Source organism: Fictibacillus solisalsi (assembly GCF_900103485.1).
Taxonomy (GTDB): Bacteria; Bacillota; Bacilli; order Bacillales; family Fictibacillaceae; genus Fictibacillus_C; species Fictibacillus_C solisalsi.
Map to the genome: position 1 here is coordinate 3,027,068 of NZ_FNHW01000001.1, position 26,770 is coordinate 3,053,837.

24 protein-coding genes and 1 other annotated feature are annotated in these 26,770 nt (G+C 44.2%); of the genes, 6 read left to right on the forward strand and 18 right to left on the reverse strand.

Translation table 11 applies throughout. The features are described 5' to 3' along the window. Positions 1 to 110 precede the first annotated feature (110 nt). Positions 111 to 770, forward strand: a complete 660-nt coding sequence (locus BLT53_RS15335; RefSeq protein ID WP_090236022.1) for a GntR family transcriptional regulator — start codon at positions 111 to 113, stop codon at positions 768 to 770. Positions 771 to 915: 145 nt separating this feature from the next. Here the strand turns inward: BLT53_RS15335 and BLT53_RS15340 are convergent, their stop codons facing one another. Then, positions 916 to 1,317 (reverse strand): hotdog fold thioesterase, encoded by a 402-nt coding sequence (locus BLT53_RS15340; protein WP_170834367.1) that lies wholly within the window; start codon positions 1,315 to 1,317, stop codon positions 916 to 918. A gap of 294 nt (positions 1,318 to 1,611) precedes the next feature. Between BLT53_RS15340 and BLT53_RS15345 the strand changes: the two genes are divergently transcribed. The 4 genes from BLT53_RS15345 (at position 1,612) to mngB (ending at position 7,726) form a co-directional block, all read left to right on the forward strand. Then, a complete protein-coding gene (locus tag BLT53_RS15345) occupies positions 1,612 to 2,181 on the forward strand; it encodes a biotin transporter BioY (protein ID WP_090236024.1) in 570 nt (189 codons plus the stop codon). An 85-nt stretch (positions 2,182 to 2,266) separates the two neighbouring features. Next, positions 2,267 to 2,995 (forward strand): MurR/RpiR family transcriptional regulator, encoded by a 729-nt coding sequence (locus tag BLT53_RS15350; RefSeq protein WP_090236025.1) that lies wholly within the window; start codon positions 2,267 to 2,269, stop codon positions 2,993 to 2,995. A 152-nt stretch (positions 2,996 to 3,147) separates the two neighbouring features. Beyond that, a complete protein-coding gene (gene mngA, locus BLT53_RS15355; protein ID WP_090236027.1) occupies positions 3,148 to 5,082 on the forward strand; it encodes a PTS 2-O-a-mannosyl-D-glycerate transporter subunit IIABC in 1,935 nt (644 codons plus the stop codon). Between the two features lie 31 nt (positions 5,083 to 5,113). Further along, complete coding sequence (gene mngB, locus BLT53_RS15360; protein WP_090236029.1) at positions 5,114 to 7,726, forward strand: mannosylglycerate hydrolase; 2,613 nt, start codon at positions 5,114 to 5,116, stop codon at positions 7,724 to 7,726. A gap of 39 nt (positions 7,727 to 7,765) precedes the next feature. On the opposite strand, the gene BLT53_RS15365 is transcribed toward mngB, so the two are convergent. The 12 genes from BLT53_RS15365 to BLT53_RS15415 all read right to left on the reverse strand — a co-directional run bounded on the left by BLT53_RS15365 (position 7,766) and on the right by BLT53_RS15415 (position 21,861). Next, positions 7,766 to 8,467: a polysaccharide deacetylase family protein gene (locus BLT53_RS15365; RefSeq protein WP_090236030.1), complete on the reverse strand. Its 702-nt coding sequence runs from the start codon at positions 8,465 to 8,467 to the stop codon at positions 7,766 to 7,768. A 155-nt stretch (positions 8,468 to 8,622) separates the two neighbouring features. After that, a complete protein-coding gene (gene poxB / locus BLT53_RS15370) occupies positions 8,623 to 10,347 on the reverse strand; it encodes a ubiquinone-dependent pyruvate dehydrogenase (RefSeq protein ID WP_090236032.1) in 1,725 nt (574 codons plus the stop codon). Between the two features lie 318 nt (positions 10,348 to 10,665). Next, a complete protein-coding gene (lacZ, locus tag BLT53_RS15375) occupies positions 10,666 to 13,851 on the reverse strand; it encodes a beta-galactosidase, LacZ type (protein ID WP_090236034.1) in 3,186 nt (1,061 codons plus the stop codon). A 37-nt stretch (positions 13,852 to 13,888) separates the two neighbouring features. Then, positions 13,889 to 14,740 (reverse strand): carbohydrate ABC transporter permease, encoded by an 852-nt coding sequence (locus tag BLT53_RS15380; RefSeq protein WP_090236036.1) that lies wholly within the window; start codon positions 14,738 to 14,740, stop codon positions 13,889 to 13,891. 1 nt (position 14,741) lies between these two features. Continuing rightward, positions 14,742 to 14,879, reverse strand: a complete 138-nt coding sequence (locus BLT53_RS25800; protein WP_425284689.1) for a hypothetical protein — start codon at positions 14,877 to 14,879, stop codon at positions 14,742 to 14,744. A 230-nt stretch (positions 14,880 to 15,109) separates the two neighbouring features. After that, the gene (locus BLT53_RS25805; RefSeq protein WP_170834368.1) at positions 15,110 to 15,361 is read right to left on the reverse strand and encodes a hypothetical protein; all 252 of its coding nucleotides are present in this window, start codon (positions 15,359 to 15,361) and stop codon (positions 15,110 to 15,112) included. Next, complete coding sequence (locus BLT53_RS15390) at positions 15,351 to 15,812, reverse strand: hypothetical protein (RefSeq protein WP_090236037.1); 462 nt, start codon at positions 15,810 to 15,812, stop codon at positions 15,351 to 15,353. Before BLT53_RS15390 ends, BLT53_RS25805 begins: the two co-directional genes overlap by 11 nt. 135 nt (positions 15,813 to 15,947) lie before the next feature. Beyond that, on the reverse strand, positions 15,948 to 17,216 hold the full coding sequence (gene ilvA / locus BLT53_RS15395; RefSeq protein WP_090236039.1) for a threonine ammonia-lyase IlvA: 1,269 nt from the start codon (positions 17,214 to 17,216) through the stop codon (positions 15,948 to 15,950). A gap of 130 nt (positions 17,217 to 17,346) precedes the next feature. After that, positions 17,347 to 17,573, reverse strand: a binding site (T-box leader). Positions 17,574 to 17,757: 184 nt separating this feature from the next. Then, positions 17,758 to 18,210, reverse strand: a complete 453-nt coding sequence (locus BLT53_RS15400; RefSeq protein WP_090236040.1) for a C40 family peptidase — start codon at positions 18,208 to 18,210, stop codon at positions 17,758 to 17,760. A 221-nt stretch (positions 18,211 to 18,431) separates the two neighbouring features. Beyond that, entirely contained in the window at positions 18,432 to 20,150 is a 1,719-nt protein-coding gene (locus BLT53_RS15405) for an ABC transporter ATP-binding protein (protein WP_211516923.1), read from the reverse strand. Positions 20,151 to 20,383: 233 nt separating this feature from the next. Further along, a complete protein-coding gene (locus BLT53_RS15410; protein ID WP_090236043.1) occupies positions 20,384 to 21,190 on the reverse strand; it encodes a carbon-nitrogen family hydrolase in 807 nt (268 codons plus the stop codon). An 11-nt stretch (positions 21,191 to 21,201) separates the two neighbouring features. Next, positions 21,202 to 21,861 (reverse strand): MBL fold metallo-hydrolase, encoded by a 660-nt coding sequence (locus tag BLT53_RS15415; protein ID WP_090236044.1) that lies wholly within the window; start codon positions 21,859 to 21,861, stop codon positions 21,202 to 21,204. A 102-nt stretch (positions 21,862 to 21,963) separates the two neighbouring features. Here BLT53_RS15415 and BLT53_RS15420 point away from each other — a divergent pair, with 102 nt between their 5' ends. Further along, positions 21,964 to 22,335 (forward strand): winged helix-turn-helix transcriptional regulator, encoded by a 372-nt coding sequence (locus BLT53_RS15420; RefSeq protein WP_090236046.1) that lies wholly within the window; start codon positions 21,964 to 21,966, stop codon positions 22,333 to 22,335. A gap of 162 nt (positions 22,336 to 22,497) precedes the next feature. Here the strand turns inward: BLT53_RS15420 and BLT53_RS15425 are convergent, their stop codons facing one another. From BLT53_RS15425 to BLT53_RS15445, 5 genes are all read right to left on the reverse strand, one after another. Beyond that, complete coding sequence (locus tag BLT53_RS15425) at positions 22,498 to 23,469, reverse strand: Gfo/Idh/MocA family protein (protein WP_090236047.1); 972 nt, start codon at positions 23,467 to 23,469, stop codon at positions 22,498 to 22,500. Beyond that, a complete protein-coding gene (locus tag BLT53_RS15430; RefSeq protein ID WP_170834369.1) occupies positions 23,469 to 24,422 on the reverse strand; it encodes a Gfo/Idh/MocA family protein in 954 nt (317 codons plus the stop codon). Before BLT53_RS15430 ends, BLT53_RS15425 begins: the two co-directional genes overlap by 1 nt. A 229-nt stretch (positions 24,423 to 24,651) precedes the next feature. Then, positions 24,652 to 25,209: a GNAT family N-acetyltransferase gene (locus tag BLT53_RS15435; protein WP_090236050.1), complete on the reverse strand. Its 558-nt coding sequence runs from the start codon at positions 25,207 to 25,209 to the stop codon at positions 24,652 to 24,654. 173 nt (positions 25,210 to 25,382) lie between these two features. After that, positions 25,383 to 25,955 (reverse strand): DUF1697 domain-containing protein, encoded by a 573-nt coding sequence (locus BLT53_RS15440; RefSeq protein ID WP_090236052.1) that lies wholly within the window; start codon positions 25,953 to 25,955, stop codon positions 25,383 to 25,385. Between the two features lie 226 nt (positions 25,956 to 26,181). Beyond that, positions 26,182 to 26,751, reverse strand: coding sequence for an HD domain-containing protein (locus tag BLT53_RS15445; RefSeq protein ID WP_090236054.1), 570 nt, complete (start codon positions 26,749 to 26,751; stop codon positions 26,182 to 26,184). Positions 26,752 to 26,770: the final 19 nt, after the last annotated feature.

The window sequence follows — 26,770 nt, forward strand, 5'->3', positions numbered from 1 at the left end:
TACACAATAGGAGATTGCACAATATATTTTTAGAAAATTTTGATAAAATTAAATAGAGTCATAGAATCTTCTATCTTTCATCAACGATTTAACCCTAAGGAGGAAATGATATGGTTATGCAATTGGAGAAACAATCGGTCGTAAGCCAAATACGTGAATACATTAAAGGTGAAATTCTGGATCAACGATTAAAACCTGGTGAAAAGGTAACAATCAATCAAATTGCAGGAGAATTAAGCTGCAGCATTGTTCCGGTTCGTGAGGCTTTATCCAGTCTCTATGCTGAAGGTCTGGTAAACTTCACGCCATACCGGGGATATATTGTGACTCCTCTTCTTGATCAAAAAGCATTTAAACAATTATACGAAACACGAAAAATCCTGGAATTAAAAGCTATGGATTTAGCAGTGGGACACATAACAGAGGAAGCTATCCTTCAGTTGGAAAACATTTTAGAAGAAAGCCAGATTGCCACTCCTGATTTGCCTGTCTATGCACAATTTCGTCCCTTTATTGATGCAGATGAAAAGTTTCATATTTATTTATTTGAAATCGCAGGTAACCCTTATCTTTTGCAAGCCTGGAAGGGACTTAATATTCATCTTCATAATTCCCGCCTATACCATCCAAAGGGCCAGGTTGATGTTAAAGAAGGAACAGAAGAACATCGCCAAGTTATTACTGCTTTAAAAAACAAAGATGTTCAGCAAGCCATTCAGGCTATGGAGTTGCATTTGGAAGGTTCATACAGCCGGCTGGCGCTCTCATAAACAGTAAAAAACAAGAGGACAGGCTCCTCTTGTTTTATTGTGCAATGAATTCGACAAACCTGCCCGCAAACCCAAAAAGCTCGTCCGAATCCCATATCAACACCCTTCTAAAAACACAAAAAAAGGCCCTCTACAGGCCTTTTTCTTATTTCTTTTTCATGATGGCCATGGTGCAGCGGGACACGCACACCAATTTCCCGCCTTCATCGGTAATTTTAATGTCCCAGACCATAGAGGTTCTTCCTTTATGTAGCGGTGTTGCAGTAGCAGTTACCAATCCGTCCTTTTTGCCGCGAAGGTGGTTGGCATTGATCTCCATTCCTACGGCCATCTCGGTGTTTTCATCAATAAAGTGATAGGTTCCAATGCTTGCAATGGTTTCCGCTAACGCTACGGATGCTCCGCCATGCAGCAGTCCAAACGGCTGGTGTGTCGCCGAGTGGACCGGCATGGTCGCGACTGCCTTCTCATCGGAAAGTTCAATAATCTCAATACCCAGCGCACCAAGCATCGTGTCTTTCAAATCTTTCATTTCCAGCTCACTCATCCCCTCTCTGTTCCCATACCTTCAGCATACCTCTCAGAAACGAGAAAAGGAAGAAATCGCTTTCAATTCTTTTCGTTTATTTCCATTAAACACTTGTTTAAAACAATAACAGAGTAAGGAAAGTACCGATTACAACACACAGATCGTATTCAATGCATCAAAGATTTCAAATATCTGGAATGAGATTTAAAAAGAGATGACTTGTAAATAAAAAATTTTGCTTATCAATTTACCCTTATAATGTTAACCTTTAATTATATAAGGTTAACATTAATTAAGAAGGGAAGACACGCTATGGACCAATCCACACGTCTGCGAACGACCATCATTTGTGCCTTGTTTGTGGCAATGACAGCCATTTTGGCGCAAATTGAAATCCCGCTTCCGCTTGTGCCGATCAGCGGACAAACGCTGGCGGTTGGAATCACCGCTACCATTTTGGGAAGCCGTTTTGGTGCACTGGCCATGATCGGCTATATGGCCGTCGGGGCTGCAGGAGTACCAGTTTTTGCCGAAGCAAAAAGCGGCTTAAGCGTCATAATCGGACCAACAGGAGGCTACATCATTGGTTTTATCTTTGCTGCATTGATTACCGGACTTATCCTTGAAAAAACATCTTTTACTCTTACAAACGCCATGCTGGCCAACACTGCCGGCATGGTCATCACGCTTTTATTCGGAGTCATCCAGCTCAAATTTGCAGTCGATCTCAGCTGGGCCAAAGCACTGGCCGCTGGAGCCTATCCGTTTATCGTAGTCGGGCTGATCAAAGCATTCCTCGCCAGCTGGATCGGCATTACCGTTCGTTCCCGGTTGGAAAAAGCACGGCTGCTGCCAAGGAATGCGTTTAAGAAGGCGCTATAATAGTGGTGTCACCTGTACGAAGACCGCATGTATTTTTGATATAATGAGATATTAAGAATATCAGCTGGACGGCAGGTGAATGCTTATGCGGTTCGAGGAACGGGCCCATCAATATGAATACAAGCTGAACGACACAGATGATCAAATTATTGAATACATCCTCAACAACAAGCAGGAGGCAGTGAAGTTATCCATTCAAGCACTGGCCTCTGCTCTATTTACCGTTCCCAACACGATTACACGTCTTTCAAAAAAGTTGGGGTATGACGGCTATTCCCAGTTAAAGAATAATCTAAAAGAGGAACTGCAAAACAACATTGATCAAGAGGGCCCCTACAAAAACGTCATGAAAACAATGGAATTAATTGATGCTGACAAGCTGTCCCAAGTGGTCAGATGGCTAAGGGAAGCCAATCATGTTCTTTTATTTGGTGTGGGAGATACAGCTCCTTTTTGCGAAATGATGGCAAAAAATTTAAAGGTCACCGAAAAGGCAGCCGACTTTGAACTACACCGTCATGAAACGGTTCACGAAATTGAACGGATGAACGCTGATGATGTTTTATTTGTCATCAGTCTTTCGGGTGAGACACCTCTTGTGCTGGAGATGACGACCCTTGCCAAGAAAAGAAGAATAAAAATCATCTCGCTGACGCACTTCAGCCATAACTCCCTTGAACGCATGGCCGACCTTCAATTGTACTGCTATGCACCACGCGAAGAGTACAATGGCTATAACATTACCGACCGGACACCACTAATGATTGTCCTCAGGGCACTGTCAGAAACTTACTGGTCTTCTAGTAAAAAGTAGGTTAAAGTCCAGCCCTGTCAGTGTGTATAATTACACATGAAAGCGCTATTTAAAATGAAGAGAGTGTAAAAATAAGAAGAAAACATCTTCTTATTTTTTTTGTGCTAGGATGAATGCACATTAAGAAAACCTAGCGAAAGGGAGGTTTCAGCATGCTGCTGCAAAGGCTTACATCCCCGAGTTTAATCGGTACCCATAAGTCTTTTACGTCAAAGGAAGAAGTCATTAAATACATGATTGATCAGTTGGACCAACAAGGAAAACTTCATTCAAAAGAAGCTTTTTACCAGGCAGTCATACAAAGGGAGAGCTTATCACCTACCGGATTTGAAGGCGGGCTGGCGATTCCACATGGAAAATCCACTGCTGTAAAGGAAGCCGCCTTTGCGGTCCTTACATTAGACAAGCCCCTGGATTCCTGGGAGAGCATTGATCCATCCAATCAAGTGGAAATTATTTTCTTATTGGCCATACCCGAAAATGAATCAGGGTCCACCCACCTCTCTCTGCTGGCAGAGCTGGTAACACGGTTATCGGACGAATCATTCAAAAACTCGCTGATCGATTCCAAAGACAGCAATGAGCTTTTTCAAAACCTTGATAAGCATGAGGATACAGAAGAAACAATTCGTACTGAAAAAGCGCCGCAAAACACTAAAACTGTGTTGGCCGTAACAGCCTGCCCCGCCGGCATCGCACACACCTACATGTCAGCCGAAGCCCTTATTAAAGCAGGCAAAGAACTCGGTGTGGAGGTCATAGTGGAGAAACAAGGGGCAAATGGCATTGATGGCCGACATACGAATACCCAGCTGCGGGAAGCAGATGCCGTCATCTTTGCAACAGATGTGGCCGTTAAAGATGAAGAGCGCTATGCCCATCTTCCAAAAGTGAAAACTTCTGTAGCTGCACCCTTAAAAAATGCGAAAAGGATTGTAAACGAGGCACTTGAAAAATCCGAAAAAAGCAGCAAAAAAGAATTTACCGCGATTCTCACACAAGAAAATGAAAGCGATTCAAAAAGCTTCAAAATAGAAATTAAAGATTCCATCTTAACGGGAATTTCCTATATCATTCCTGTTATTGTAGCCGGTGGAATGACCCTGGCGGCTGCCGTCCTGTTCTCCCAGGCATTTCACATGCAGGATCTTTACAACCAGGAGGGCTCGTGGCTATGGCTCTTGCGCCAGCTTGGCGGAACGTTGCTTGGCACATTGATGGTACCGATTTTAGCAGCCTACATGGCCTATTCGATCGCAGACAAACCCGCATTGGGACCTGGTTTTGCAGCAGGTGTAGCAGCTAATCTGATTGGCAGTGGATTCCTTGGCGGCATGCTTGGCGGACTGCTCGCCGGTTATTTCCTTAAGTTTTTGAAGCGAAAGGTAAAACCAAAAGGAACCTTTGCCGGATTCATCAGCTTTTGGCTGTACCCGGTCGTCGGCACACTTGTCGTCGGCTCCATTATGCTGTTTCTCATCGGAAAGCCTCTTGCTTTTTTGAATGAAGGACTGATCGAATGGCTGAAAGGCATGTCCGGAACCAACGCTTTAATCATGGGGGCGATCATCGGGGCCATGGTTTCCTTCGATCTCGGCGGACCTGTGAACAAAGCGGCCTACACCTTCTGTATTGGTGCCATGGCCAGTGGAAATATTGTGCCTTATGCTGCCTTCGCTTCGGTCAAAATGGTTTCTGCTTTTTCAGTCACCGGAGCCACGATCATTGGAAAAAAATATTTTACAAAAGCAGAACAGGAAATCGGAAAGCAAACCTGGCTATTGGGATTGGCAGGTATTACGGAAGGCGCTATTCCTTTCATGATCAATGATCCACTGAGGGTCATTCCTTCCCTCATTGCAGGGTCGGCTGTGACGGGAGCTATTGTCTCCTATTTTCACATCGGATTAAATGTACCAGGTGCAGGAATTTTCTCTCTAGCTCTCCTTAAAGGGCAGCCATTACTTGCCGCAGCCGGAATCTGGTTTGGTGCCGCACTTATCGGCGCTGCCATCTCGATGTTCCTGCTCATTGCCACACGCCAGCGAAAAAACAAAAAAGAACAGATAACCAAAACCGCCGCATAATTGCGGGATTACAGAAAAATTGGAGGACATCATGAAAAAGGTTCATATCGTTCCCCATATGCATTGGGATAGAGAGTGGTATTTTTCCACAGAAGAATCACGCATATTGCTTGTGAACAACATGGAAGAAATCATGGAAATGCTCGAGAACCATCCGGACTATCCGTATTACGTCCTTGATGGGCAAACGGCCATCCTTGAAGACTACTTTGCCATTAAGCCTGAAAACAAAGAAAGGGTAAGGAAGCTTGTTCAATCCGGAAAACTTATTATTGGTCCATGGTATACACAAACCGATGAGATGGTCGTTGGCGGAGAGTCCATCGTCAGAAACCTGCTATACGGGCTGAAAGATTGTGAAGAGTTTGGCAGTCCAATGAAAATTGGCTACCTGCCCGATTCATTCGGTCAATCGTCACAAGTGCCCCAAATCCTAAATGGATTTGATATTAAATACTCTATTTTCTGGCGTGGCACCTCCGAGCGGCATGGTACGGATAAAACAGAATTTTACTGGGAAGGCGACGAAGGCTCAAGAGTGCTTGTGCAGCTCTTTCCATTGGGGTATGCCATCGGCAAGTACCTGCCGGAGGACGAAGAGAAGCTTCAGGAGCGCATGGATAAGTATTTTGCGGTCCTTGACCGGGGAGCTACCACCGAAAACGTCATTCTTCCAAACGGCCATGATCAGATGCCGATTCAAAAAAATATCTTTTCCATTATTGAAAAGCTGCAAAACTTGTACCCTGACCGGGAATTCTTTTTAAGCCGCTATGAAAACATTTTTGCAGAACTTGAAAAAAATCATCACCTGCCAACGTTAAAGGGAGAATTTCTTGACGGCAAATATTCCCGTGTCCATCGCAGTATTTATTCCACTCGCATGGACATTAAAGCAGCCAACACGCGGATTGAAAATAAAATAACCAACATTCTGGAGCCGCTCGCATCACTCGCTTACAGTCTTGGCTTTGACTATCACCACGGTCTGCTTGAACCGATCTGGAAGGAAATCATGAAAAACCATGCGCATGACAGCATCGGCTGCTGCTGTTCAGACAAAGTTCATCAGGAAATATACAACCGCTTCTTCCTGGCTGAAGAGCGAGTTGACCAGCTTATTCATTTTTACAAACGCAGAATTACGGATGCCATGGATACAAAGCGGGAAAATGACCGGCTTTGTGCTTTTAATCTTCTTCCCTATGAACGTGAAGAAGTTCTGACAACAACGGTTATTACCAAGCTGAAGTCGTTTACGCTTACGGATGAGAACTCCTCTCCTGTTGATTTTGAAGTACTCGACCGTGAAATCATGGACCCTGGCCTGATCGACAGGCAAATTGTTCATTACGGGAACTATGATCCTTTTATTAAATATACTGTGCAGCTAAAAGACAGAATTCCCGCTCTCGGCTATAAAACCTATTTTGTTGAGGAAGATGATCAGGAATTGAGGATCGCTTCATCAAGAACAGACAACGTTGAAACAGACGATTATATGATTACCGTAAATTCCAACGGAACACTGAATATCTTTGATAAAAGGTTAAAGAAAAACTTTGAAAATGTATTCTTGCTGGAAGATGGGGGAGATGACGGGGATGAGTATGATTTCTCTCCACTTCCGGATGAAAAACGAATTTACAGCAAAGATGTACAAGCCGATATTGAAATCAAACAAAACCAATTTAATTCGGTTATCAGCATCCAGTACAGCTTGCCAGTTCCAGAAGATTTAAACGAGCGAAAAGTACAAAAGGTTAACAGTTCGGTAGATGTTCACATAACCCTGACAGTCCCTCGCCATAAGCCTGTCATCGAAGTAGTATTTGATATTGATAACCATGCAAAAGACCATCGGTTGCGGGCATTGGTTCCAACAGGAATCGCTTCCTCCTTTTCGGTTTCCGATAATCAGTTTGGGACCATTAAACGTGATGTAGTGGACCCTGCGATGGATATCTGGCAACAAGAGGACTGGGATGAACGGCCGGATTCTATCTATCCGATGCTCAGTTTTGCCGGACTTTCCAATGAAGAACATGGCGTGAGTGTTCTGACAAACAGCTCCAGGGAATTTGAAATTGTCGGTAATCAATACGATACCATTGCTATAACCCTGTTTAGAAGTGTTGGTGTGCTGGGTAAGGAAAACATGTTGAGACGGCCGGGGCGCCCTTCAGGCATTAAACTTCCGACACCTGATTCACAGCTGCTCGGCAAAGTCCAGCTCGATTTGGCACTTGTCATTCATCCTGAATCTACGCTAAAAGCAAATGTAGCACGGGTGGCGAAGGAATATTTAACACCGGTTCAGTTTTATAACAAAATTCCGTTCAATGCCATGAAATTGAATGATTCACAAGTCAAGACACCCATCAGCTATAGCTTTTTGGAAGAAGAACAGCCAGGAGCCATAATGAGCACCTTGAAAAAAGCAGAGAAAGAAGACCGCTACGTACTCCGGTTTTACAACGGGGCTCATCAAGAGCTTACTGCCTCCTTCCATGCCCGGCACCCACTTGACCGTGTTCAATTGGCTAATTTAAATGAGCAGCCGCTGGAAGACAACGAGGTGCAAAACAACCGTTTTGAAACAGTGGTACAGCCGAACCAGGTGAAAACAATTCTTTTCCATTAAAATAAACAGCACAAACTTTCTGAGTTTGTGCTGTTTTTATCATTTCATCTTCTGCAGTTCATTCACCGTGACAAATCGGTACCCCTTTTTACTCATAGCATCGAGCGTTTTTTCCACCGACTTTAGTTCATTCCCCGTTTTATCATACATCGGATGGAAAAGGATGATGGAACCGGGCTTCGCATTTTTCACAACATAATGAATCTTGTCTTCCACTGAGGTGTAATAGGTATCCGGCTCGAGGCTCCAGGTGATGGTTTCCATATGAAATTTATTCGCGTAATACGGCAATCCGACCAGTTTTTTTCCGTTTGGCGGACGAAGATCAATCTCTCCCTTATAGCCGGTCTGACGGATCAACGCATTTGTCTTTTTCAGTTCTTGCTTGATAAAAGAAGGTGATTTGAAGATCATCCGTTTGTGGGAATAGGTATGGTTGCCGATTTGATGACCTGCTTTTACCAGCTTCTTTCCTTCCGCTGCATTCTTCTCCAGCTCATTCCCGATCAGAAAAAATGTTCCTTTTGCGTGGTATTTGTTAAGTACAGAAAGAAGAGCATCCACGTTTTCCGTTGGTCCGTCATCAAAGGTCACGGCGACCACCTTTTCCTTTGTTTCTACATGGCTTGTCAGCCCACCGAACACCTGAAAGTTCCGGGCATTCATAAGCTTATACATTCCGAACAATACAAGAAAAATAACGAGTAATACGGCTATAGTTACAACTATTCTTTTTTTCATCGCCAACCTCTTGGTTTTTTATTCATAGTATAACAGAGGTTCTTTTTGCGCCAAATCGAATGCCCGAAACTGGCAAGCAAGTCAGTTGGTTGCAAAGGAGATCATCAAAACGTAAAAAAGTGACATGAGATTCCCTCGCATGTCACTTTACCTTTTTATCTGAACAGGTTGGTCTTTGCCAGCTCGATCAGTTCGTCTCCTTTACCGTTCAGCACGGTTTTGAGCATCCACAGTGTAAAGCCGTGTGCCTGCTCGAACTCGATTTTCGGCGGAAGGGCAAGCTCCTGGCGGTTGACAACCACATCCAGCAGCACCGGACCGTTATGATTAAACGATTGTTTAACCGCATCCTCCAAGTCACCTGGATCCTCTACCCGAATGCCTTTAATGCCCATTCCTTCAGCGATTGAGGCATAATTGAATTCTCCAAGTGAAGTCCCGGTCTCCAGATATCCGGCTGCCTTCATCTCCAATTCCACAAAGCTTAATGAAGTGTTATTGAAGACCACCACTTTGACCGGCAACTGATGAACCTTTAGGGTGAGAAGATCCCCCATGAGCATGGCCAGTCCACCGTCTCCTGATAAGGAGATAACCTGGGCATCTTTTCTTGACACTTGGGCGCCAATGGCTTGCGGCAAGGCATTGGCCATCGTTCCATGGTTGAAGGAACCAAGCAGGCGGCGTCCTTCACTCATTTGAAGGTAGCGGGCAGCCCATAACGTCGGCGTTCCTACATCACATGTAAAAATCGCGTTTTCCGAAGCATAGTCACTAACCACCTTGGTTAAGTATTGAGGGTGGATTGGCCCTTTGCCTTTTTTACCGGTTGCCATCTTATCAAGATCTTTACGCACCTTGGCATAGTCTTTGACATGCTTGTCCAGATGGCCGGTATCTTTCTTCACCTTCAACATCGGAAGCAGGGCCTCAATCGTATGCTTTACATCGCCAACCAGACCATAGCTGAGCGCAGCTCTTCGTCCAAGGTGTTCCCCGCGGATGTCGATCTGGAGAATATCTGCTTTTTCAGGGAAGAACTGGCGGTATGGAAAGTCGGTTCCGAGCATGAGCAGCACGTCGCACTCCATCATGGCATGATAGCCTGAGGCATACCCGATGAGCCCAGTCAGACCAACCGAATACGGATTATCGTATTCCAAATGCTCCTTCCCTCTGAGTGCGATAACCATCGGAGATTTCAGCGCATCACAGAGGGCCATAACTTCTGTGTGGGCGCCTGCACAACCAGCACCGGCAAGGATGGTCACTTTTTTCCCTTTATTTAAATAGCCTGCCAGCTTTTCAAGCTCCTCATCTGTAGGACGCACAACCGGTTTGGTCACATGGATCACCTGCGGTGGAACGATTTCCCCGTCATGAAGAGCAGCAACATCACCTGGCAGGATGATGACAGATACTCCTTCCTGGCTAATCGCATGCTGCATGGCCATCGTTACCATGCGCGGCATTTGTTCGGGACGTGTCAGCACCTCGCAATAATGGCTGCAATCCCGGAATAAAAGCTCCGGACGGGTTTGCTGGAAGTATTGCCCGCCAAGCTCATTACTCGGAATATGAGCCGCAATCGCAAGAACCGGAATCCGGTTGCGGTGGCAATCATAAAGCCCGTTGATCAGATGCAGGTTCCCCGGACCGCTGCTCCCTGCACATACCGCAATACTGTTGCTTAACATGGCATCGGATCCGGCTGCAAAGGCAGCAACTTCCTCATGGCGAACTGAAATCCATTCAATTTTTCCGGAACGGCGGATGGAGTCCAGCACAGCGTTCAGTGAATCTCCCACAATTCCGTAAATTCGTTCAATACCGGCACTTCTCAATGACTCGACCAACAGATCAGCAACTGTTCTCTTCATAAGCACTCTCCTTTTTTTGAATACTGTCTCAAATAGTACAAATACTTCCATATTATCCCTTGGGCGGGAGAGAATATGCGGCTTTTTTCCGTACAAACCACCTCGAAGAGACACTACCCAAACCAATTAAAACGAAAACCTTTGCATGAGGCCTCCAGAGACAGAGCAGAAGCATCAGAACAACGGCAATGCTCACGGTTTCAGGCGGATGACTCACTGATTTTTTTGTCTGGCTCACCATTTTCCTTCAATTACTCACCAAACCCATCATGTTCATAAAAAAAGATGACGCAGAACTTCCGCGTCATCCTGTTCGTTTTAGTTATTCACTGTACCAACCTTTTCTTCAAAACTGATCTTTCCAAGCTCCGTCGCCGGCATTTGCCCCTCATTAAAAGGTTTCAGGCGGACGGCAAACTGAAAATCTTCAGTGTGCAGCTGATATTTATTTAATACATCCGGTCCGCAGCTGGCAGATCCCAGCCCATGCTGCTGGTAATCCAGATGCAGCACAATATGATCCTCTTTTACCAGCTCGTACGTATGCTTGGCAGCTTCAAGGGTTCCCACTGCATAACGGGAGGCTCCGAAATCAATTACCGGCATTCCTCCTGCGAACAGGCCTGTGCTATGTTGGTTGGTAAACGAAGCCCAGCGGACCTCGTGCCGGTTGCCACTTTCCTGTGGCAGCACGTATGGTGTGTAAAGCCCATCTACATTGGTGGTCCAAATTCCAAATCTTGCGGCCAGCTTGCTGTCAATGTAGCATTCCCCCGGTCCGCGGCCATACCACTTCACCTGATCCAATTCGTTCGGCAGCTCAAGCTGCAGTCCGATTCTCGGCAGTGTGGCAGGATAATTCCCTTCAGGCCGCCCCTCTGCTTTCACTAGCATATCTCCGCTTCCATAAATTTCGTACGTTAGCGTTGCAGAAATCCCCCAGCTTAGCTTAGCCGGTGCAATCCGGTACTTTGCCTCAATTACAACGCTCTTATCATCAGCAGAACCCTTATAAGTGAAAGAGAGCAACTTCTGCTGCAGTTGATTCACGCCGAACTCCACCCACTGGTCATAGGAAGATACCGCCTTCCATCCCGAATTTGCCAAAGAATCATTGTCAATCGGTGCCCTCCAGAAGTTTAGCTTTGGTCCTTTTTCCAGCACAGAAGTCCCTTCATGTGTCCATGATTCCATCCGTCCATTCAGCTTGTTAAACACGGCCTCAAACATCGGGCCTTTTACATGCACTTTATGTGGCTCTTCCACTGTTTTCAAATCGGGCATGAAACGTCTGTCAATGACCTGTGCTTCTGACTGAACAGGAAGCTCGAACTGGGACCAGGCAATCTCATGGCCTGCTTTTGCCCATGCAGTATCAAAGACTAAGGTAAACGAAAGGTTCAGCCAGTAATCTGTGCCAGGCTGAATGACAGCTGGTAGAGCATATGGAACAACTACTTCCTTCTTTTCACCAGCTTGAATATCCTCCAGTACCTCAACTCCACAGCTCATTCGTTTGCCATTGGCTTCAATGGACCAGTTTAACTGCAAGTGATTAAGTGAAAGAAAATCATAACGGTTGAGAATGGAAACTTTTCCGTTTTTCAAATCCCGCTCTTCCACCAATACCGGCTCAATGACTTTTTTGTACTCGGCCAATGCAGGTGACGGAGTATGGTCCGGCATGACCAAACCATCGATTACAAAATTTCCATCGTGTGGCTGCTCACCAAAATCTCCGCCATAGGCAAAGTACTCTTCACCATCCGGCGTGTGTTGGCGAATGCCGTGATCAAGCCACTCCCAGACGAAACCGCCCTGCAGGCGGGGATGGATATAGAACGTTTCCCAATATTCCTTTAATCCTCCAGGCCCATTTCCCATGGCATGCGCATATTCACATAAAATATGGGGCTTTTCCAAATCGGTCCGGCTTCCCAATTGGTCCATTACCTCGACTGCCGTATACATGGTGGTAAACACGTCGGAAGCGACAGGTTCGCTTGTTGGGTTGTTGTCATCCTTCACCATGATTTCACGTACTTCTCCTTCATAATGGACAAGACGTGATGGATCTCTTTGTTTTGCCCATTCTGCCATCGCCACATGGTTTTGTCCGAATCCCGACTCATTGCCGAGAGACCACATGATAATGGAAGGGTGATTTTTATCCCGCTCGACCATTCGCCGCATCCGGTCCATATATGCTTCCTGCCATTCCGGATCCTCACTGAGCTGGTGTGCGTTATCGGTAAACACAAAACCATGGCATTCGAGATCCGCTTCATCTATTACATACAGTCCATATTCATCACACAAGTCATAAAACTTCGGATCGTTTGGATAGTGTGAGGTTCTTACAGCATTGATGTTATGCGTCTTCATCAGCTTGACGTCTTCGATCATCCAGTCCAGCGGAACCGCTCGCCCGAAGTCCGGATGATGATCATGCCGGTTAACCCCTTTCAGCTTGATCGGTACTCCGTTAACAAGGAATAATCCGTTTTTCAGCTCAACCGAACGAAAACCGGTCTTGGCTGAGATCACCTCAATCGTATTTCCTTGATCATCTTTTAGTGTCAGAAGAAGATGATACAGGTAAGGGTACTCAGCAGACCATTTTTCAGGGTTCTCTACGGGCAGTGAAATGGACAGGCGGGTCTCCCCGAACGCATCCACAGCTACTTGCTCTCCAGCATGAACATTGTCGACTGCCTGAAAATCACAGTCCAATAAAGCGACTTCCAATCGATAGTCTTTCAACTGATCTTCACTGTGATTATGGAGTACTGCGTCGAGATGAAGCACCGCATCCTGATAATTTTCGTCCAGCTCTGTTCTGATAAAATAGTCGTTCATATGAACCCGAGGCTGTGAAATTAAAGATACATCCCTGAAAATTCCGCTCAGCCACCACATATCCTGATCTTCTATATAACTCGCTTCAGACCATTGATAGACTTGTACCGCCAGGGTGTTTTGACCGTCTCGGACCAAAGAGGTGATGTCAAACTCTGACGGAAGACGGCTGCCCTGGCTGTACCCCGCTTCCTCACCGTTTACCCATACATGAAAACTGCTGTCCACCCCTTCAAACCGGAGGACGATGGTGTCATCTTTCCAGCTGTCGGATACATAAAAGTCCCGTCTGTAAGAACCCGTAGGATTCTCATCAGGTATATGAGGCGGATCAACAGGAAACGGATACTGCACATTTGTATAGTGAGGCCGTCCGTAACCATTCATCTGCCAGTTGGAAGGTACGGAAATCTCATCCCATGCTGTCACATCAAACTCATCCTTTTGGAAGCCTTCTGGCGCCAGTGCCGGCTGCTTTGCATAATAAAATTTCCATTTTCCGTTCAGCAGCTGATACCTGCCAGATCTCCCTTTTTCATAAGATAATGCTGATGCTTTATCTTCATAGGGTGTAAAGCACGAGCGTTCAGGCTGCCGGTTCCTTTGCAGGATCGAAAGATTTTCCCAATCATTTTTTGTGTTCAACTTCTTCACTCCTCTGCTCATTTTTATAAAATAAACACTACTTTAAGGCAGACCCAAGCATCCCAGAGATAAAATGGCGTTGCAGGGTCAGGAAAAAGATAATCATCGGAATGGTAGCGATGGTGACTCCCATCAGGCTTGCGATAGCCACTGGAAACGTATACATTTCACTGGATGTGGTTGCCACCAACGGCCACATAAAGTTGTTCCACTGTGACATGAATAAAAAGATCGCGGTCGCTGCGAGAGCCGGTTTCATGGACGGCAATACGATCGACAGGAATATCCGCAGTTCGCTCGCGCCATCCAGACGGGCAGACTCCATCAGCTCGTTAGGAAAAGCCATCAAATTCTGTCTCATTAAGAAAATGGCAAACGGAAAACAAAGGCTGGGTGCGATCAAAGCGAAGTACGTATTGAGCAAGTGAAAATCTGACATCATTTTGAACAACGGAATCATAGTGGCCTGCCCCGGGATCATCATGGACAGCAAAAAAGCCGTAAAGATCGTCTTCTTGCCTTTGAATTCAAACTTCGCCAGAACATAGGCTGCGGCTGTTGAAATCGCCAGTGCCAATATCACAAAAAGAAACGAAACAAAGACAGAGTTAAACAGAACCCGGCCAATCCCGACTGCCTCATTCAGATGTGAAAGGTTCGACATAAATTCCTTGCCCGGAAGCAATGTCGGCGGACTTGTAAACATTTTTCCGGAATGGTTGGTCGCTCCGATGATCATCCAGTAAAACGGAAAGATCGAGATAAAGGCAAACAGTCCCAGAAAGAGATAGACTCCGCTTTGTCTGAAAAGGCTTTTTTTCTTTCGTGTTTTTACCTTTGACGGCAGAGCCTGTGGATTATTCAGTGTTACTTTTTCGATAACATTCATCTTAATCCTCCCCCGTTACTTTAAATTGAAGAAATGAAAGAACAGCGACCATGATGACGACTACATAAGCAATCGCTGACGCATAGCCGGAATCAAAGTATTCAAAGCCATTTTGGTAGATATAAAGACCAAGTGTCATCGTAGAATCAGCCGGCCCCCCTTGGTCAGATTCATAGGCTCATCAAATAACTGAAGCGTTCCAATGGTTGACAAAATGCTTGAAAACAAAAAGCCTTCAGGCATGAGCAGAATTCCCTTCAAAAAAAGGGCTGGGAAGTTCCCAACCCTTACCCTTATTCCTTTGGCTTAACCGGTTTTCCAGGCGCTTCTCCGCTGCTTTTAATGCGGTTGGAATGTCTTTACCACTTGTCAGGATTTCGGATTGAGCTTTAACCGCTTCATCCTTTGCAATGGCATAGTTTCCAGTATAATTTGCTGCTTTAATCTCCTTCGTTTCATTAGCAAAGATTTGCCAGATTTTTTGGTTGTTAAATAATTATCCGCTTCGGTGAAAAGAGGCGACGTATACACGGTACTTAACGTTGGGAATAAGCCACCCTTTGTTGCAATCTCCTGAATCTTGTTGGTCGTGGAGAAGAACTTCAGGAAGTCATAAGCCAACTCCTGATTTTTGCTTGCGGTTGGGATGGTCCATGCGCTTTTGGTAAGAGGCAGAAGGGTCAGTGGATATTACTTTTTTGACACTGGGGTAATACACGTAGAGCAGATTTCTCCAGTTCGTTGAGTTTGACAGAATCCCCAATTTGTATTGGATTTGCTTAATCACGGTAATGGCATCCAAATCAAGGATGTCGCTTTTCAGAAATTCATTCTGCTGCCGCAGCACGTCGGGGTCCTCAACCAGAAGGTTTGGAAAAAGCGACAGGCGATTGATATTGGCATCAAGCTGGTTTTGAAAGTAAATGAGCTGGCTTTTACTCGATTTGCTGATTTCGTTTTCTACCACATCGGTCCCCACGCGGTTAGAGTATATGTATAAAAGAAGAATAGGGAGAAGCATCGCCACAATAAGCAAATTGACCTTTGCAAATATGTTAAAGTTCTTGAACATGATGTACCCCCATGGACTGCCGGCAGCCCCGTCATTTATCTTCGCTTATTTTAAAGAGTTTTCAGAGAATAGTAAATATGTTCTTCTTCCTTCCATAAAAAAACAGCGCACATTTCTGTACGCTGTCGTCCTCCCTTAGACCAGGAGCTGAAACAATGTTTTGTCCTGATTCACATTCTGATAGGCAAATCCTTTGCGGTTCATCCGCTCGATCAGCTCCGGATAGTCCTCTTTATGCTTTAATTCGATGCCGACCAAGGCCGGCCCGCTTTCTTTGTTGTTTTTCTTCGTATATTCAAATCGGTTAATGTCATCATCCGGTCCGAGAACTTCATCCAGGAATTCACGAAGCGCACCGGCCCGCTGTGGAAAATGAACAATGAAATAATGCTGCAAGCCTTCATAGATCATGGAACGTTCCTTGATTTCCTGCATGCGGCCGATGTCGTTGTTCCCTCCGCTCACAACACAAACAACGGTTTTGCCTTTGATCTGCTCGGCATACTCGTCCAGTGCAGCAAGTGCAAGCGATCCGGTCGGTTCAGCCACAATCGCATTCTTGTTATAAAGCGATAAGAGTGTGGAACAGACTTTCCCTTCAGGTACGACCACGATATCGTCCAGAATCTGCTGGCAGATTTCATACGTAATTTCCCCTACATTTTTTACAGCAGCACCATCCACAAACGGATCAATACGGTCGAGGCATACATGTTTTCCCTTAAGCATGCATTCGTTCATCGCTGCCGCCCCAGCCGGCTCCGCGCCAATGAGCCTTGTTTGCGGAGACACACTCTTCATAAATGTGCCCATTCCAGCTGCCAGTCCCCCTCCTCCAATCGGGACAAACATGTAATCGATGTTTTCCTCACAGTCATTCAGAATTTCCACTGCCACTGTCCCTTGCCCGGCAATCACGTCCTCATTGTCGTAAGGATGGATAAACGTCCGGTTTTCCTCGCGGCTGCAGGCAATCGCTTGTTCGTAGGCATCGTCAAACGTGTCTCCTGTGAGTACCACCTCAACGTGCTCGCCGCCGAAGAATTTTACCTGGTTCACTTTTTGCTTCGGCGTAGTGGTTGGCATAAAAATCTTGCCGTTGCTTTGCAAGAGGTGGCAGGAATAGGCAACACCCTGCGCATGGTTCCCGGCACTCGCACAAGCGATGCCGTTGGCGAGCTCCTGCGGGCTGAGCTTCTTGATCCGGTTATACGCCCCGCGGATCTTGAAGGAACGGACCACCTGCAAGTCCTCCCGTTTCAAATATAATTTACAGTCATACTGTGCGGATAATAAAGGATTATATTGCAAAGGGGTATGAAGGACCACATCTTTGATACGCTGATTGGCGATCATAATGTCTTCGACCAGCACCGTTCTTTGTTTTTGCTGTACCTGTTCCATGTTCCTCTTCCTTTCCCGTTCGTTTTTTACTCAATAAAAACACTCATATTTTTTTACTCAATAAAAAAACTCATATTTTTTACTCAATAAAAAACCCATATTTTTTACTCAATAAAAAAACTCATCCCTTTTTAGGGACGAGTTTGGCTCGCGTTACCACCCTAGTTCCGAAGCGAAAGCAGGCTCCGGCTCTTAGTCAACCGACATTTTAACGGAAACTACCGACAAAGCTTACTTCATAGTTCAGCTTTGCTTCTCAGAGATGATTTTCAGATAATGTTTGTTCACCGGCTCCCACCCATTCCGGCTCTCTTTGGAACAAAAATATTATCCTACTGTTCTCGTCATTGAATTTTCTGATCAATTTTAAAATTAAGATTAACAGCTTAAAAATGACAAGTCAATAAGTTTATTATGAATTTTGAATATTCTTTAAATGTAAGCGCCATCATTTTATCGTATGGCCAAGTTGTTTTTTTAGAACCTAAAATTGATGAAAAAAATTATAAAAAACCGCCCACAAGGTGAGCGGTTTGAAAAATTATATTCTTTTTGCGCCAATATAGCGCGGGTGCCAGTAGCTGTTGCTTGTTGTTGTGATGGAGACTCCATGAGAGGTGGCAGCCTGAATCATTTTTCCGCTTCCCATGTACATGGCAACATGTGTAGGTCTTGAAGCTCTGTTAGGTGCGAAAAACATAAGATCGCCGACCTTTAGAGATTTTACCTTTGTTCCTTTTTTATACATTTCAGCTGCAGTACGAGGCAGCGTTTTTCCTGATTTGCTATATGAGTATTTCACAAGTCCGGAGCAGTCGAACCCTTTTGGAGACATGCCTCCCCAAAGATAGCGGACGCCCAGATTAGACTTAGCGACAGAAATGGCTTTTGTGTGGTATGTAGTCGAAGCAGCTTCACTCTTGGATGGTGATATTAGGACTGTAGTAAAAATTGTGGCGAGCAACAATAATGCCAGAAGATTCTTTTTTAACATCGAGTTGTGTTCCTCCTGTTGTTTTCTACCTGTCTAACTATATAGCACTAAGGTAACAGGAATATAGCACCACCATTACATTTATATTACAAAATAAAGCAAGATTATCCAACGTTCGCTAAACTCTTTGAAACTAGCTGTCTTATTCATCAGACATTTTTACTAAAATCACAAAAAAAAGCTGCCGATTGGCAGCTTTTTCAATGCGTTATTACCATTTCCTACACCATCTGCGTCTGCAGCAGCTGATAATAATCTCCTTCACCCGCAACCAGGGCTTCATGGCTGCCTTCTTCCTGAATGTGTCCGTCTTTGACGACAATGATTTTATCGGCATTGCGGATGGTAGATAAGCGGTGGGCGATGATAATGGTTGTACGGTCTTTTGACAGTTCGTCGAGTGCCGCCTGGATTGCACGCTCTGTTTTCGTATCCAGTGCGGAGGTCGCCTCATCCAGAATCAAGATCGCCGGGTCTTTCAGGAACATGCGGGCGATGGAAATCCGCTGCTTTTGCCCGCCTGACAGCTTCACGCCGCGTTCGCCGATCATTGTATCTAGTCCTTCAGGCAAACTCTCGATCAACTCTTCCAGCTGGGCGCTTCGGATTGCGTTCCACAGCACCTCTTCACTCGCTTCAAAATCTCCATACATAATATTGTCGCGAATCGTTCCGTCAAAAAGATAAATATCCTGCTGAACGATGCCGATCTGGCTGCGCAACGATTGCAAAGTCAGGTCACGGACATCCATACCATCGATGGTGATCTTTCCTTCTGTAATATCATAAAAGCGCGGAATCAAAGAGCATAGCGTGGTTTTTCCGCCACCAGATGGCCCTACCAGAGCCAGCGTCTCTCCAGCGCGAACACGAAACGAGATATCCTCAAGCACAGGCTGATCCTCTTCATAATCAAAGCTAACATTTTTAAAGGCGATGTCACCACGCACATGGGCAACCTCAATCGCATCTTCTTTATCCTTAATGGAAGGTTCCATATCCAATACCTCAAGATACCGTCTGAAGCCCGCATACCCCTTTGGCAGCAGCTCGAGAATCTGATTGATGTGTTTGATCGGTGCGATGAAGACATTGGACAGCATGACGAAAGCGACAAACTCTCCGTAGGTCATTTGGTCATTAATAACAAACCAGGATCCGCAGCCAAGAACCAGCAGTAAGATAATCTTCATGAGAGCGAAGTTGATGGAACTGCTCCACGCCATGATTTTGTAGGCAACAAGCTTGGCAATGCGAAAGCCTGCGTTTGTGCCTTTGAACAAGTTGATTTCGTGCTCTTCCTTTGTAAAAGATTGCACGATGCGGATTCCTCCGATGTTGTTTTCAATCCGGGCGTTGTAGCCCGCAATCTTTTCATACATCGTATGGAACGCTTTGGACATTTTTTTGCTGTAAAAAAGAGAGACAAAAATGATGATCGGAATCGCAACAGCCAGTATTAAAGCCAGCTGCCAATGAATGTTAAACATAATGGCAAAGGAGCCGACAATTGTCATCATGGCAATGAACAAATCCTCCGGACCATGGTGAGCGACTTCACCGATATCCATTAAGTCATTCGTCAAACCGGAAACAAGATGGCCGGTCTTATTGTTATCAAAAAATGAAAAGGACTGCCTCTGCAGCTTGGCAAACAAATCTCTGCGAAGATCGGTTTCAATCCCTACTCCAAGCCGGTGACCAAAATAGGTCACCACATAGTTCATGAACGTGCTCAAAATAAAAACAAACAGCAAAATGATACATGCGATGGAAATCCAGCGCCAGTTGTTCGTTGGAAGCAAGTCGTCAATCACACGGTTCATGGCGACAGGAAACGCAAGCTCCAGCAGAGCAACGAAAACCGCACAGCTGAAGTCCAGAATAAACAGCCCTTTATAAGGCTTATAATATGAGGCGAAACGCTTGATCGTATCGATGGATGCCCCCTCCTTCTTGTTAAACTATGAATCTCCATAAAAATGAGAAGGAGAAACTTCGTAATCTATTACCATCCTATCCTAATTGAGAATAATATTCAATTAAAATTACATAAATAGGGAGAAAAAACACCTTTGAACGAGCTTCACTCGCGTTTCTACATAAGAAAAAACTACCGTTGTGAGACACAGTAGTTTTTTCTGTTTATAAGCTATATATGGTATACAAATCTCTATTTTGCATGTTTATATACATCCGGTCTCAAGTTTTCAAATATGGGGATGCGTTTTTGTTGCTCTGTAACTTTGTGTATATGGATTGCTGCTGTTATGGCCTCTTCTTGGTCTCTCCCCTCTGCTATAATGTTTCCATTTGGATCAATGACCATTGAATGTCCAGCGTATGTGTTGCCGACATGATTTTTATTATTCACTTTCCCCACACTGTTGCATGCAGCAACATAGACACAATTTTCTATACCTCTTGCCCTCAGAAGGGTTCTCCAATGGTCTATATTTTTGGCAGTCCATTGTGCAACGTAGAATATTATTTTTGCACCTTGAGACGTTGGATAGCGTGTGATCTCCGGAAAACGTAAATCGTAACATATAATTTGACTGGCTTTGATATCGTTAATCTCAAATACTTCTGGAACTTTATCTCCACCTGTCAGATAACGATTTTCATCCAACATCGGCACGAGATGTATCTTATCTTTTTGATAGAGCAGCTCACCGGTTTTTGATACCGCAAAGGCGGTATTATAAATGTTGTCATTCCTTTTATTCGAAACTGAACCTGCAATGATGTTCACTTGATGTTTGGTTGCTAAACTTTGAATAAAAGGAAAACTTCTTTTTAAATCAATATCTGCTTTTTCGGATACATTTTTTAAATCATAACCCGTATTCCACATTTCAGGTATCACAACAATATCAGTGTCTACATCCAGCTTCTCTTGGAATAAGGATTGAATACGTCGTTCGTTTTGCTTAACTTTTCCTTCTATAATTTCCATTTGAAATAATTGTATTTTCATTTTTCTATCTCCTATTCATATATAAATTTATAAATGGTATATAAATCATGTTTGTATTTGACATCTTCACCATGTGATGAAGAAATGATAGAAGGTTGAATTTTATCTATTACTCGCCCGCTATTAATATTTTCATCCATATTATTTGTGAACTTTCGAATCGGTGGATGTAATGATTCTGCATTAGAAAAGAATAAGTCTCCAGTTAGCAACACATTGTCATCTTTATGGTGGTATATTACATGTCCCGGTGTATGACCGGGTGTTAAATATACATCTAAGGGCAGCCTTTTAATGATCTTGTCACTTAAGCCTTCAACTTGATATTCCACCCCTGTTGTTTCCTCTTCTATTTTGTTTGGATATGGCTTTTCACCATTGATAAACGGAATTTCAATTTCGTGCGCGTAAATAGGAATATTTAAATGATTTCTTAAATACTTGGCACCATTAATGTGATCCAGATGGCCATGTGTCAATAAGATACTTTTGGGAGAACCTAAAGATTTTGCCGCATTCAATTGCGCACCTGCATAGTCTTCCATTCCGGTATCAATGATATAAACATCTTCCCCTTCCACTACGTACCATGTATTGATTTTAACTCGGATACCAACAACGGTTTCAGAAGTAAGCTTATAAACATGTTCAGAGATTTGAACAAATTCCAATGCATACACCTTCTCCTTATTTATTTGGTATCATAAGTTTAGTAAGAAAAAAAAGGCGTAACAAGAAGGCACAATTTTGTTACTACCCATTGAGGTGAGAAAATGTCAGAATTTAAAAGTGATCAATACGGCCCTTGTACGGTAACCATAAAGCATGGTTGTCCAATTGAATTAGCGATGCATATTATGGGTGGTAAATGGAAAGGTATCATTTTATCCTTATTATCAAAATCACCCATGTATTATAATGCAATACGCCGTGAGATACCGGGCATTACTCAGCGCATCCTTACCCTGCAGCTTAGGGACATGGAAAAAGATGGATTAGTCGCAAGAGAAGAAACAAATGATAGTCCTAAAAGGGTTTTATATTATTTAACAGATCTTGGAGAAAACTTTGTTCCAATACTGAAATCTTTAAAGCAATGGGGCAATATTTATATAGACAAGCAAGAAGAAGGATTAAAAAAGTGATTTCGACTAATAGTTGAAATCACTTTTTTAATTGAATCTATGTTTTTAACCAAAATCAACTCTACGTCTGTAAAAGTATGAATTTCGGTAACAAAAAAAGCTGTAAACAAGCTCTATTTTCATAGAGTTTGTCTACAGCCCGGGCACCATTTGAAAAGGTGCTCATGCAATGGTAACCACTTCATGTTCCTTTGCCGATTGATAGGCGGCTTCCACAATTTTGGTGGCGGCCACCCCGTCCCACGCATTCGCAAGCTCGGTCTGTTGATTTCCAATGGCCAGAACAAAGGCATTCATCATATACAAGTATTCAAAGTCCCCGTAATCGTGGTGAAGGGTCTTCGTATTGTTGTATTGAGCCACCTTCTGTGCGTAGGCCCGCAAATCGACCGCCCCTTGGGTTCCAGTAGCTCTGAGATCTATTCCTCCCCATGTTGGGAACCCTTCCGGCCGTGACCAGCTTGGATCAATATCGGCAATAATACCATTATCAAATTCCAGTTGAACATGTCCCACATCGTCAATGGTAATGCACGGAACCAAAAAGGAATCCGCTTCTGCATACACTTTTGAAACTTCTGCTCCGGTCAGCCATCTCATCAAATCAGCGAGATGCACGATATGATCCATCAGCGCGCCCCCACCTGAAAGCTTTTTATCGATAAACCAGCCTTTCGGGCACTGCCCCGGATTTTTCCCGTGAAAGGCCAGCACTTCTCCGATTAGTTTCTGGTCAATCACTTGTTTCAATTCCATTGCCGGTGTATTGAATCTCAGCGGAAAGGCTGTAGCCAATACCACGTCCTGTTCCACGGCTTTTTTCGCCATCCGCTCCGCACTGACAGTGGAAATGGCCAGCGGCTTTTCACACAAAACGTGCTTATTCGCTTCAATGGACGCAAGCACCAGCTCCTCATGCTTGGCATTCTCCGAACAGACCACCACCGCCTCACATACGGAGAGCGCATCATGGATATTTTCAAAGAAGACCGTCTGAAGATCAGCTGCTTTCTTTTTACCGCGGTGGGCATCGTCGTCATAAATTCCGGCCAGCTCAGTATCCGCGCATTGCTTTACAGCACTGGCAAATGCTTCAAAGTGGACGTGCGCCGTCGATAGAATAGAAATCTTCATCAGGCATTCAACTCCTTTACTAAGGAAATAGGCCGCTTCTCGTCCGCCGACTTCAAGGCCAGCAAAGCCACCCTCGTGCTTTCATAGGCATCCTGAAGTGTAATGGGAACCGGCTGATCGTAACGGATAGCATCAATAAACTCCCGCAGCTCGAGATACCAGGGGGCGTCTCGTAAAAGTACAGCCGGAATCTCGGTGGAATCCTTTGAAGTTAAGACATTCCGATGAACCTGCAACGGATGGACTTCCTGACTGTTGTAGGTAAAGAGCTCATTTTCCTGTGCGATTTCCGCCTCCTGGACAAAGCCTCCGTCATACCTCCAGCTTCCTTCCAGCCGGGTGATGGATCCGTTCTCATGACGAAGGGTCAGTAAAGCGTAGTAATGCTCGGTATCACTTTGAGCAAAGATCCGAGTAACCGGCCCAAACGCCCAGCATGCAAAATCAATGTCATGAAGCAATAGATCCAGAATAACACCTCCACTGTTCTTGCGGTCCAGGGACCAGTTTTTCCCGCTGACCGGCAGCTGTGAACGTCTTGAAAGCAGCGAAGAAGCCGGCTTCCCGGGATCAATCTTATTTTTTAACTGGCGATATTCCGGAAAATAACGAAGCACCTGGCCGACCATGATCTTGACATTCGACCGCTGCTCCAGCTCCAGCATGAACCGGCAGTCTTCCTCGGTATGCGCAATCGGTTTTTCCAGAAAAATATGCTTGCCTTTTGCCACCGCTTTTTCAAAAATCTCTCGGTGCATAAAGGTCGGCAGGCAAATATCCACCACATCCGCCAGCTCCAAGCACTCATCCAGATCGTTGTATACCTTTATTCCCTCAATGCTTCCTGTTTTGGTGGTCGAGTAAATTCCCGCAACTTCGACGTCATTCATTTTTTGATAGGCGTTTAAATGAATCGTTCCAATAAAACCATAGCCCAAGATGACAACTTTCACAGCAGGCACCCCTTTCTTGGCGAAACATCATATATTTTATACATTCCCTGTTCAACCTGGAAGACCTGCAGTATTTTTGAAATGATGGCAGCATTACTCACAACTTTCGTTGGTTTACTCACGGAACTTCTTAATTTACTCACCGTTTAGCCTAGTTGACTTACCAATCCCATTCATATAACAGCCCATAAAAAAATACCGTTCGTAAACGGTATTCCCTCTCATTCTGTTATTTTACTTGTTGCATGCGCCCCTCATACTCCTCTCTAAGAATGCTGTAGTATAAAGACATTACTTCTTTCCCATCCAGCCTCTCTAAAATCTTCTTTTCACTGAACCGGTAAGTAAATCCGCATTTTTTATTCACCCGTTTGGAGTTATGGTTAAAATCAAAATGCCCACACCATACCATATCTAAGCTCAGCTCTTCAAAACCAAATTGGAGCACAGCGTTCACCGCTTCAGGGACATAGCCGTTTCCCCAATAAGCAGGATTAAGCACATAGCCGATTTCTTTTTGCTTCAAATGTACAAGGGAAAGATCGGGTGTACGTTCATGCAGGCCGATACTGCCGATGACCTTTTCTTTTGAAAGCAGCTCAATCGCCCATGTCTCATCTTCTCTTAAAAACAAATCTATGATTTCCTTGCTTTCCTCTTCATCTTTATGTGGCCTCCAGCCGGCATTTGGTCCCACCTTCTCACTCTTCGCATACTCGTATAAATCTTTATAATCGGATGGTTTCCAAGGTCTCAACAGCAATCTCTCAGTCTGCAATTCTATCATTGGTATGCCCCCTGTTATTTTTTTCAATTATATGAACTCTGATTAAAAAAAACAACAATTGGCTTATGCAGTATGGGTACACACCTTTATTGTTTACATTAATATATAACTACTAATCTGAACCAGAAGCGACCTTTAAAAGACCGTTTCTTTTTTGTGCATGATTCTTCCGTTTATGTTTCATGGCTAGGATCTGTCATTGAAGTCTCTGTTACTTCCATAAGTTCGTATATTTTGCGAGTTGTATTGACATTCCTCACGGTTATGTGTCGATATGGCTTTGAACCAACGAGTTTAGTCATGCCTGATTTGGTTATATTCTTTTTTTCGACCGACCATAGAATAGCTCCGGGAACGTACTTCACCGTATCAATCTGTGGGTTGATGACCAGATGATTAAGCACTGACTCATTGTCCATTTCGTCCCATAAGAACAGCACATCACTTCTCATTTGCTGGTCGTTCTTCCATGTTTCTGGAAGGGATTGGATGACTTTTTTAAAATCATCCAAACTACGGACTAAAACTTTAATTTGTAACCCGAAGTCGGTATGTATTGTCTCTTCTAAAAGATGGGATAAGGTTGTTTTTGATTGGCCACTCACCGTGAAAATAATATTACCTGAATTGATATAGGTAACAACAGAGCTCATACCGATTCGTTCAAATGTTTTTTTTAGCAACTTCATGTCAATTTTATTTTTCCCGCCTACATTGATTCCTCGAAGCAGTGCGGCATAGACCATGATCATCCTCCTAAACTAAGTTATTGTAACTTTATCTAAATCAAGGGTTGCTTTTTTATGCTCTCTCATTCTGCTTTCGTTTTCTAGAAAAAACATAATATTCCTCTAAAAATAATCTCTGTGTTTTCATAAGGATCAACCGTTGGATAATTCTTTTAATAAGGACCTTTTTTGAAGATAAGTTTTCCCTAAACCCTTTTTCCTCTTAATCATGGAAAAGGATATGCTATGTTCTTTGAGACTCAAACACTTCGGCAACTTCCTTTTCCAGTTGCACATATAAAGAAAAGCCGCTGACTTTTTTGCGCAGCGCTTCAACAAGTGAGTAGTAATACCATCGCTGCTGGTCCTTTCCTCTGTTAAAATGCTTCCAGACCGCTTCTCCTTGTTTCTTCATGTCCTGTTTCAACGAATGCACATTGTGCAGCTTATCAGCACAAGCGATCTGGCAGACCTCCACGGTTGCCTCCTGTTCAATAAAAGAAATGGTATGTTTTTTTCTTTCTTCCCACGATGCTGATTTATCAGGTTCCGAGCTGCCTTGGACCAAGTTAAGCACGATCTTTCCAAACTTGTCTTCAATATCCTTTTCGGTACAACTCGTATCTTCAATAACGTCATGCAAAATGCCGGCAATTACCACATCCTCATGACAACCGGCATCCATCAGCAGTATGCCTACCATATAAGGATGAGAAATATAGGGCATACCGTTTCCTTTGCGAACCTGTGATTGATGAGCAGCCGAGGCTAATTCAATGGCTGCGGTGAATTTTGTTAACGATTGAATATTCATGAGTACACTTCCATTAGAA

Coding starts and splice junctions, on each gene's coding strand:
- BLT53_RS15445 (WP_090236054.1), bottom strand. CDS start 26,751: ATGAATATTCAATCGTTAACAAAATTCACCGCAGCCATTGAATTAGCC.
- BLT53_RS15350 (WP_090236025.1), top strand. CDS start 2,267: ATGCGGTTCGAGGAACGGGCCCATCAATATGAATACAAGCTGAACGAC.
- mngA (WP_090236027.1), top strand. CDS start 3,148: ATGCTGCTGCAAAGGCTTACATCCCCGAGTTTAATCGGTACCCATAAG.
- BLT53_RS15380 (WP_090236036.1), bottom strand. CDS start 14,740: ATGAATGTTATCGAAAAAGTAACACTGAATAATCCACAGGCTCTGCCG.
- BLT53_RS15400 (WP_090236040.1), bottom strand. CDS start 18,210: ATGTTAAAAAAGAATCTTCTGGCATTATTGTTGCTCGCCACAATTTTT.
- ilvA (WP_090236039.1), bottom strand. CDS start 17,216: ATGGAACAGGTACAGCAAAAACAAAGAACGGTGCTGGTCGAAGACATT.
- poxB (WP_090236032.1), bottom strand. CDS start 10,347: ATGAAGAGAACAGTTGCTGATCTGTTGGTCGAGTCATTGAGAAGTGCC.
- mngB (WP_090236029.1), top strand. CDS start 5,114: ATGAAAAAGGTTCATATCGTTCCCCATATGCATTGGGATAGAGAGTGG.
- BLT53_RS15420 (WP_090236046.1), top strand. CDS start 21,964: ATGTCAGAATTTAAAAGTGATCAATACGGCCCTTGTACGGTAACCATA.
- BLT53_RS25800 (WP_425284689.1), bottom strand. CDS start 14,879: ATGACACTTGGTCTTTATATCTACCAAAATGGCTTTGAATACTTTGAT.
- BLT53_RS15410 (WP_090236043.1), bottom strand. CDS start 21,190: ATGAAAATACAATTATTTCAAATGGAAATTATAGAAGGAAAAGTTAAG.
- BLT53_RS15340 (WP_170834367.1), bottom strand. CDS start 1,317: ATGAGTGAGCTGGAAATGAAAGATTTGAAAGACACGATGCTTGGTGCG.
- BLT53_RS15365 (WP_090236030.1), bottom strand. CDS start 8,467: ATGAAAAAAAGAATAGTTGTAACTATAGCCGTATTACTCGTTATTTTT.
- BLT53_RS15435 (WP_090236050.1), bottom strand. CDS start 25,209: ATGATAGAATTGCAGACTGAGAGATTGCTGTTGAGACCTTGGAAACCA.
- BLT53_RS15390 (WP_090236037.1), bottom strand. CDS start 15,812: ATGTTCAAGAACTTTAACATATTTGCAAAGGTCAATTTGCTTATTGTG.
- BLT53_RS15335 (WP_090236022.1), top strand. CDS start 111: ATGGTTATGCAATTGGAGAAACAATCGGTCGTAAGCCAAATACGTGAA.
- BLT53_RS15440 (WP_090236052.1), bottom strand. CDS start 25,955: ATGGTCTATGCCGCACTGCTTCGAGGAATCAATGTAGGCGGGAAAAAT.
- BLT53_RS15345 (WP_090236024.1), top strand. CDS start 1,612: ATGGACCAATCCACACGTCTGCGAACGACCATCATTTGTGCCTTGTTT.
- BLT53_RS15425 (WP_090236047.1), bottom strand. CDS start 23,469: ATGAAGATTTCTATTCTATCGACGGCGCACGTCCACTTTGAAGCATTT.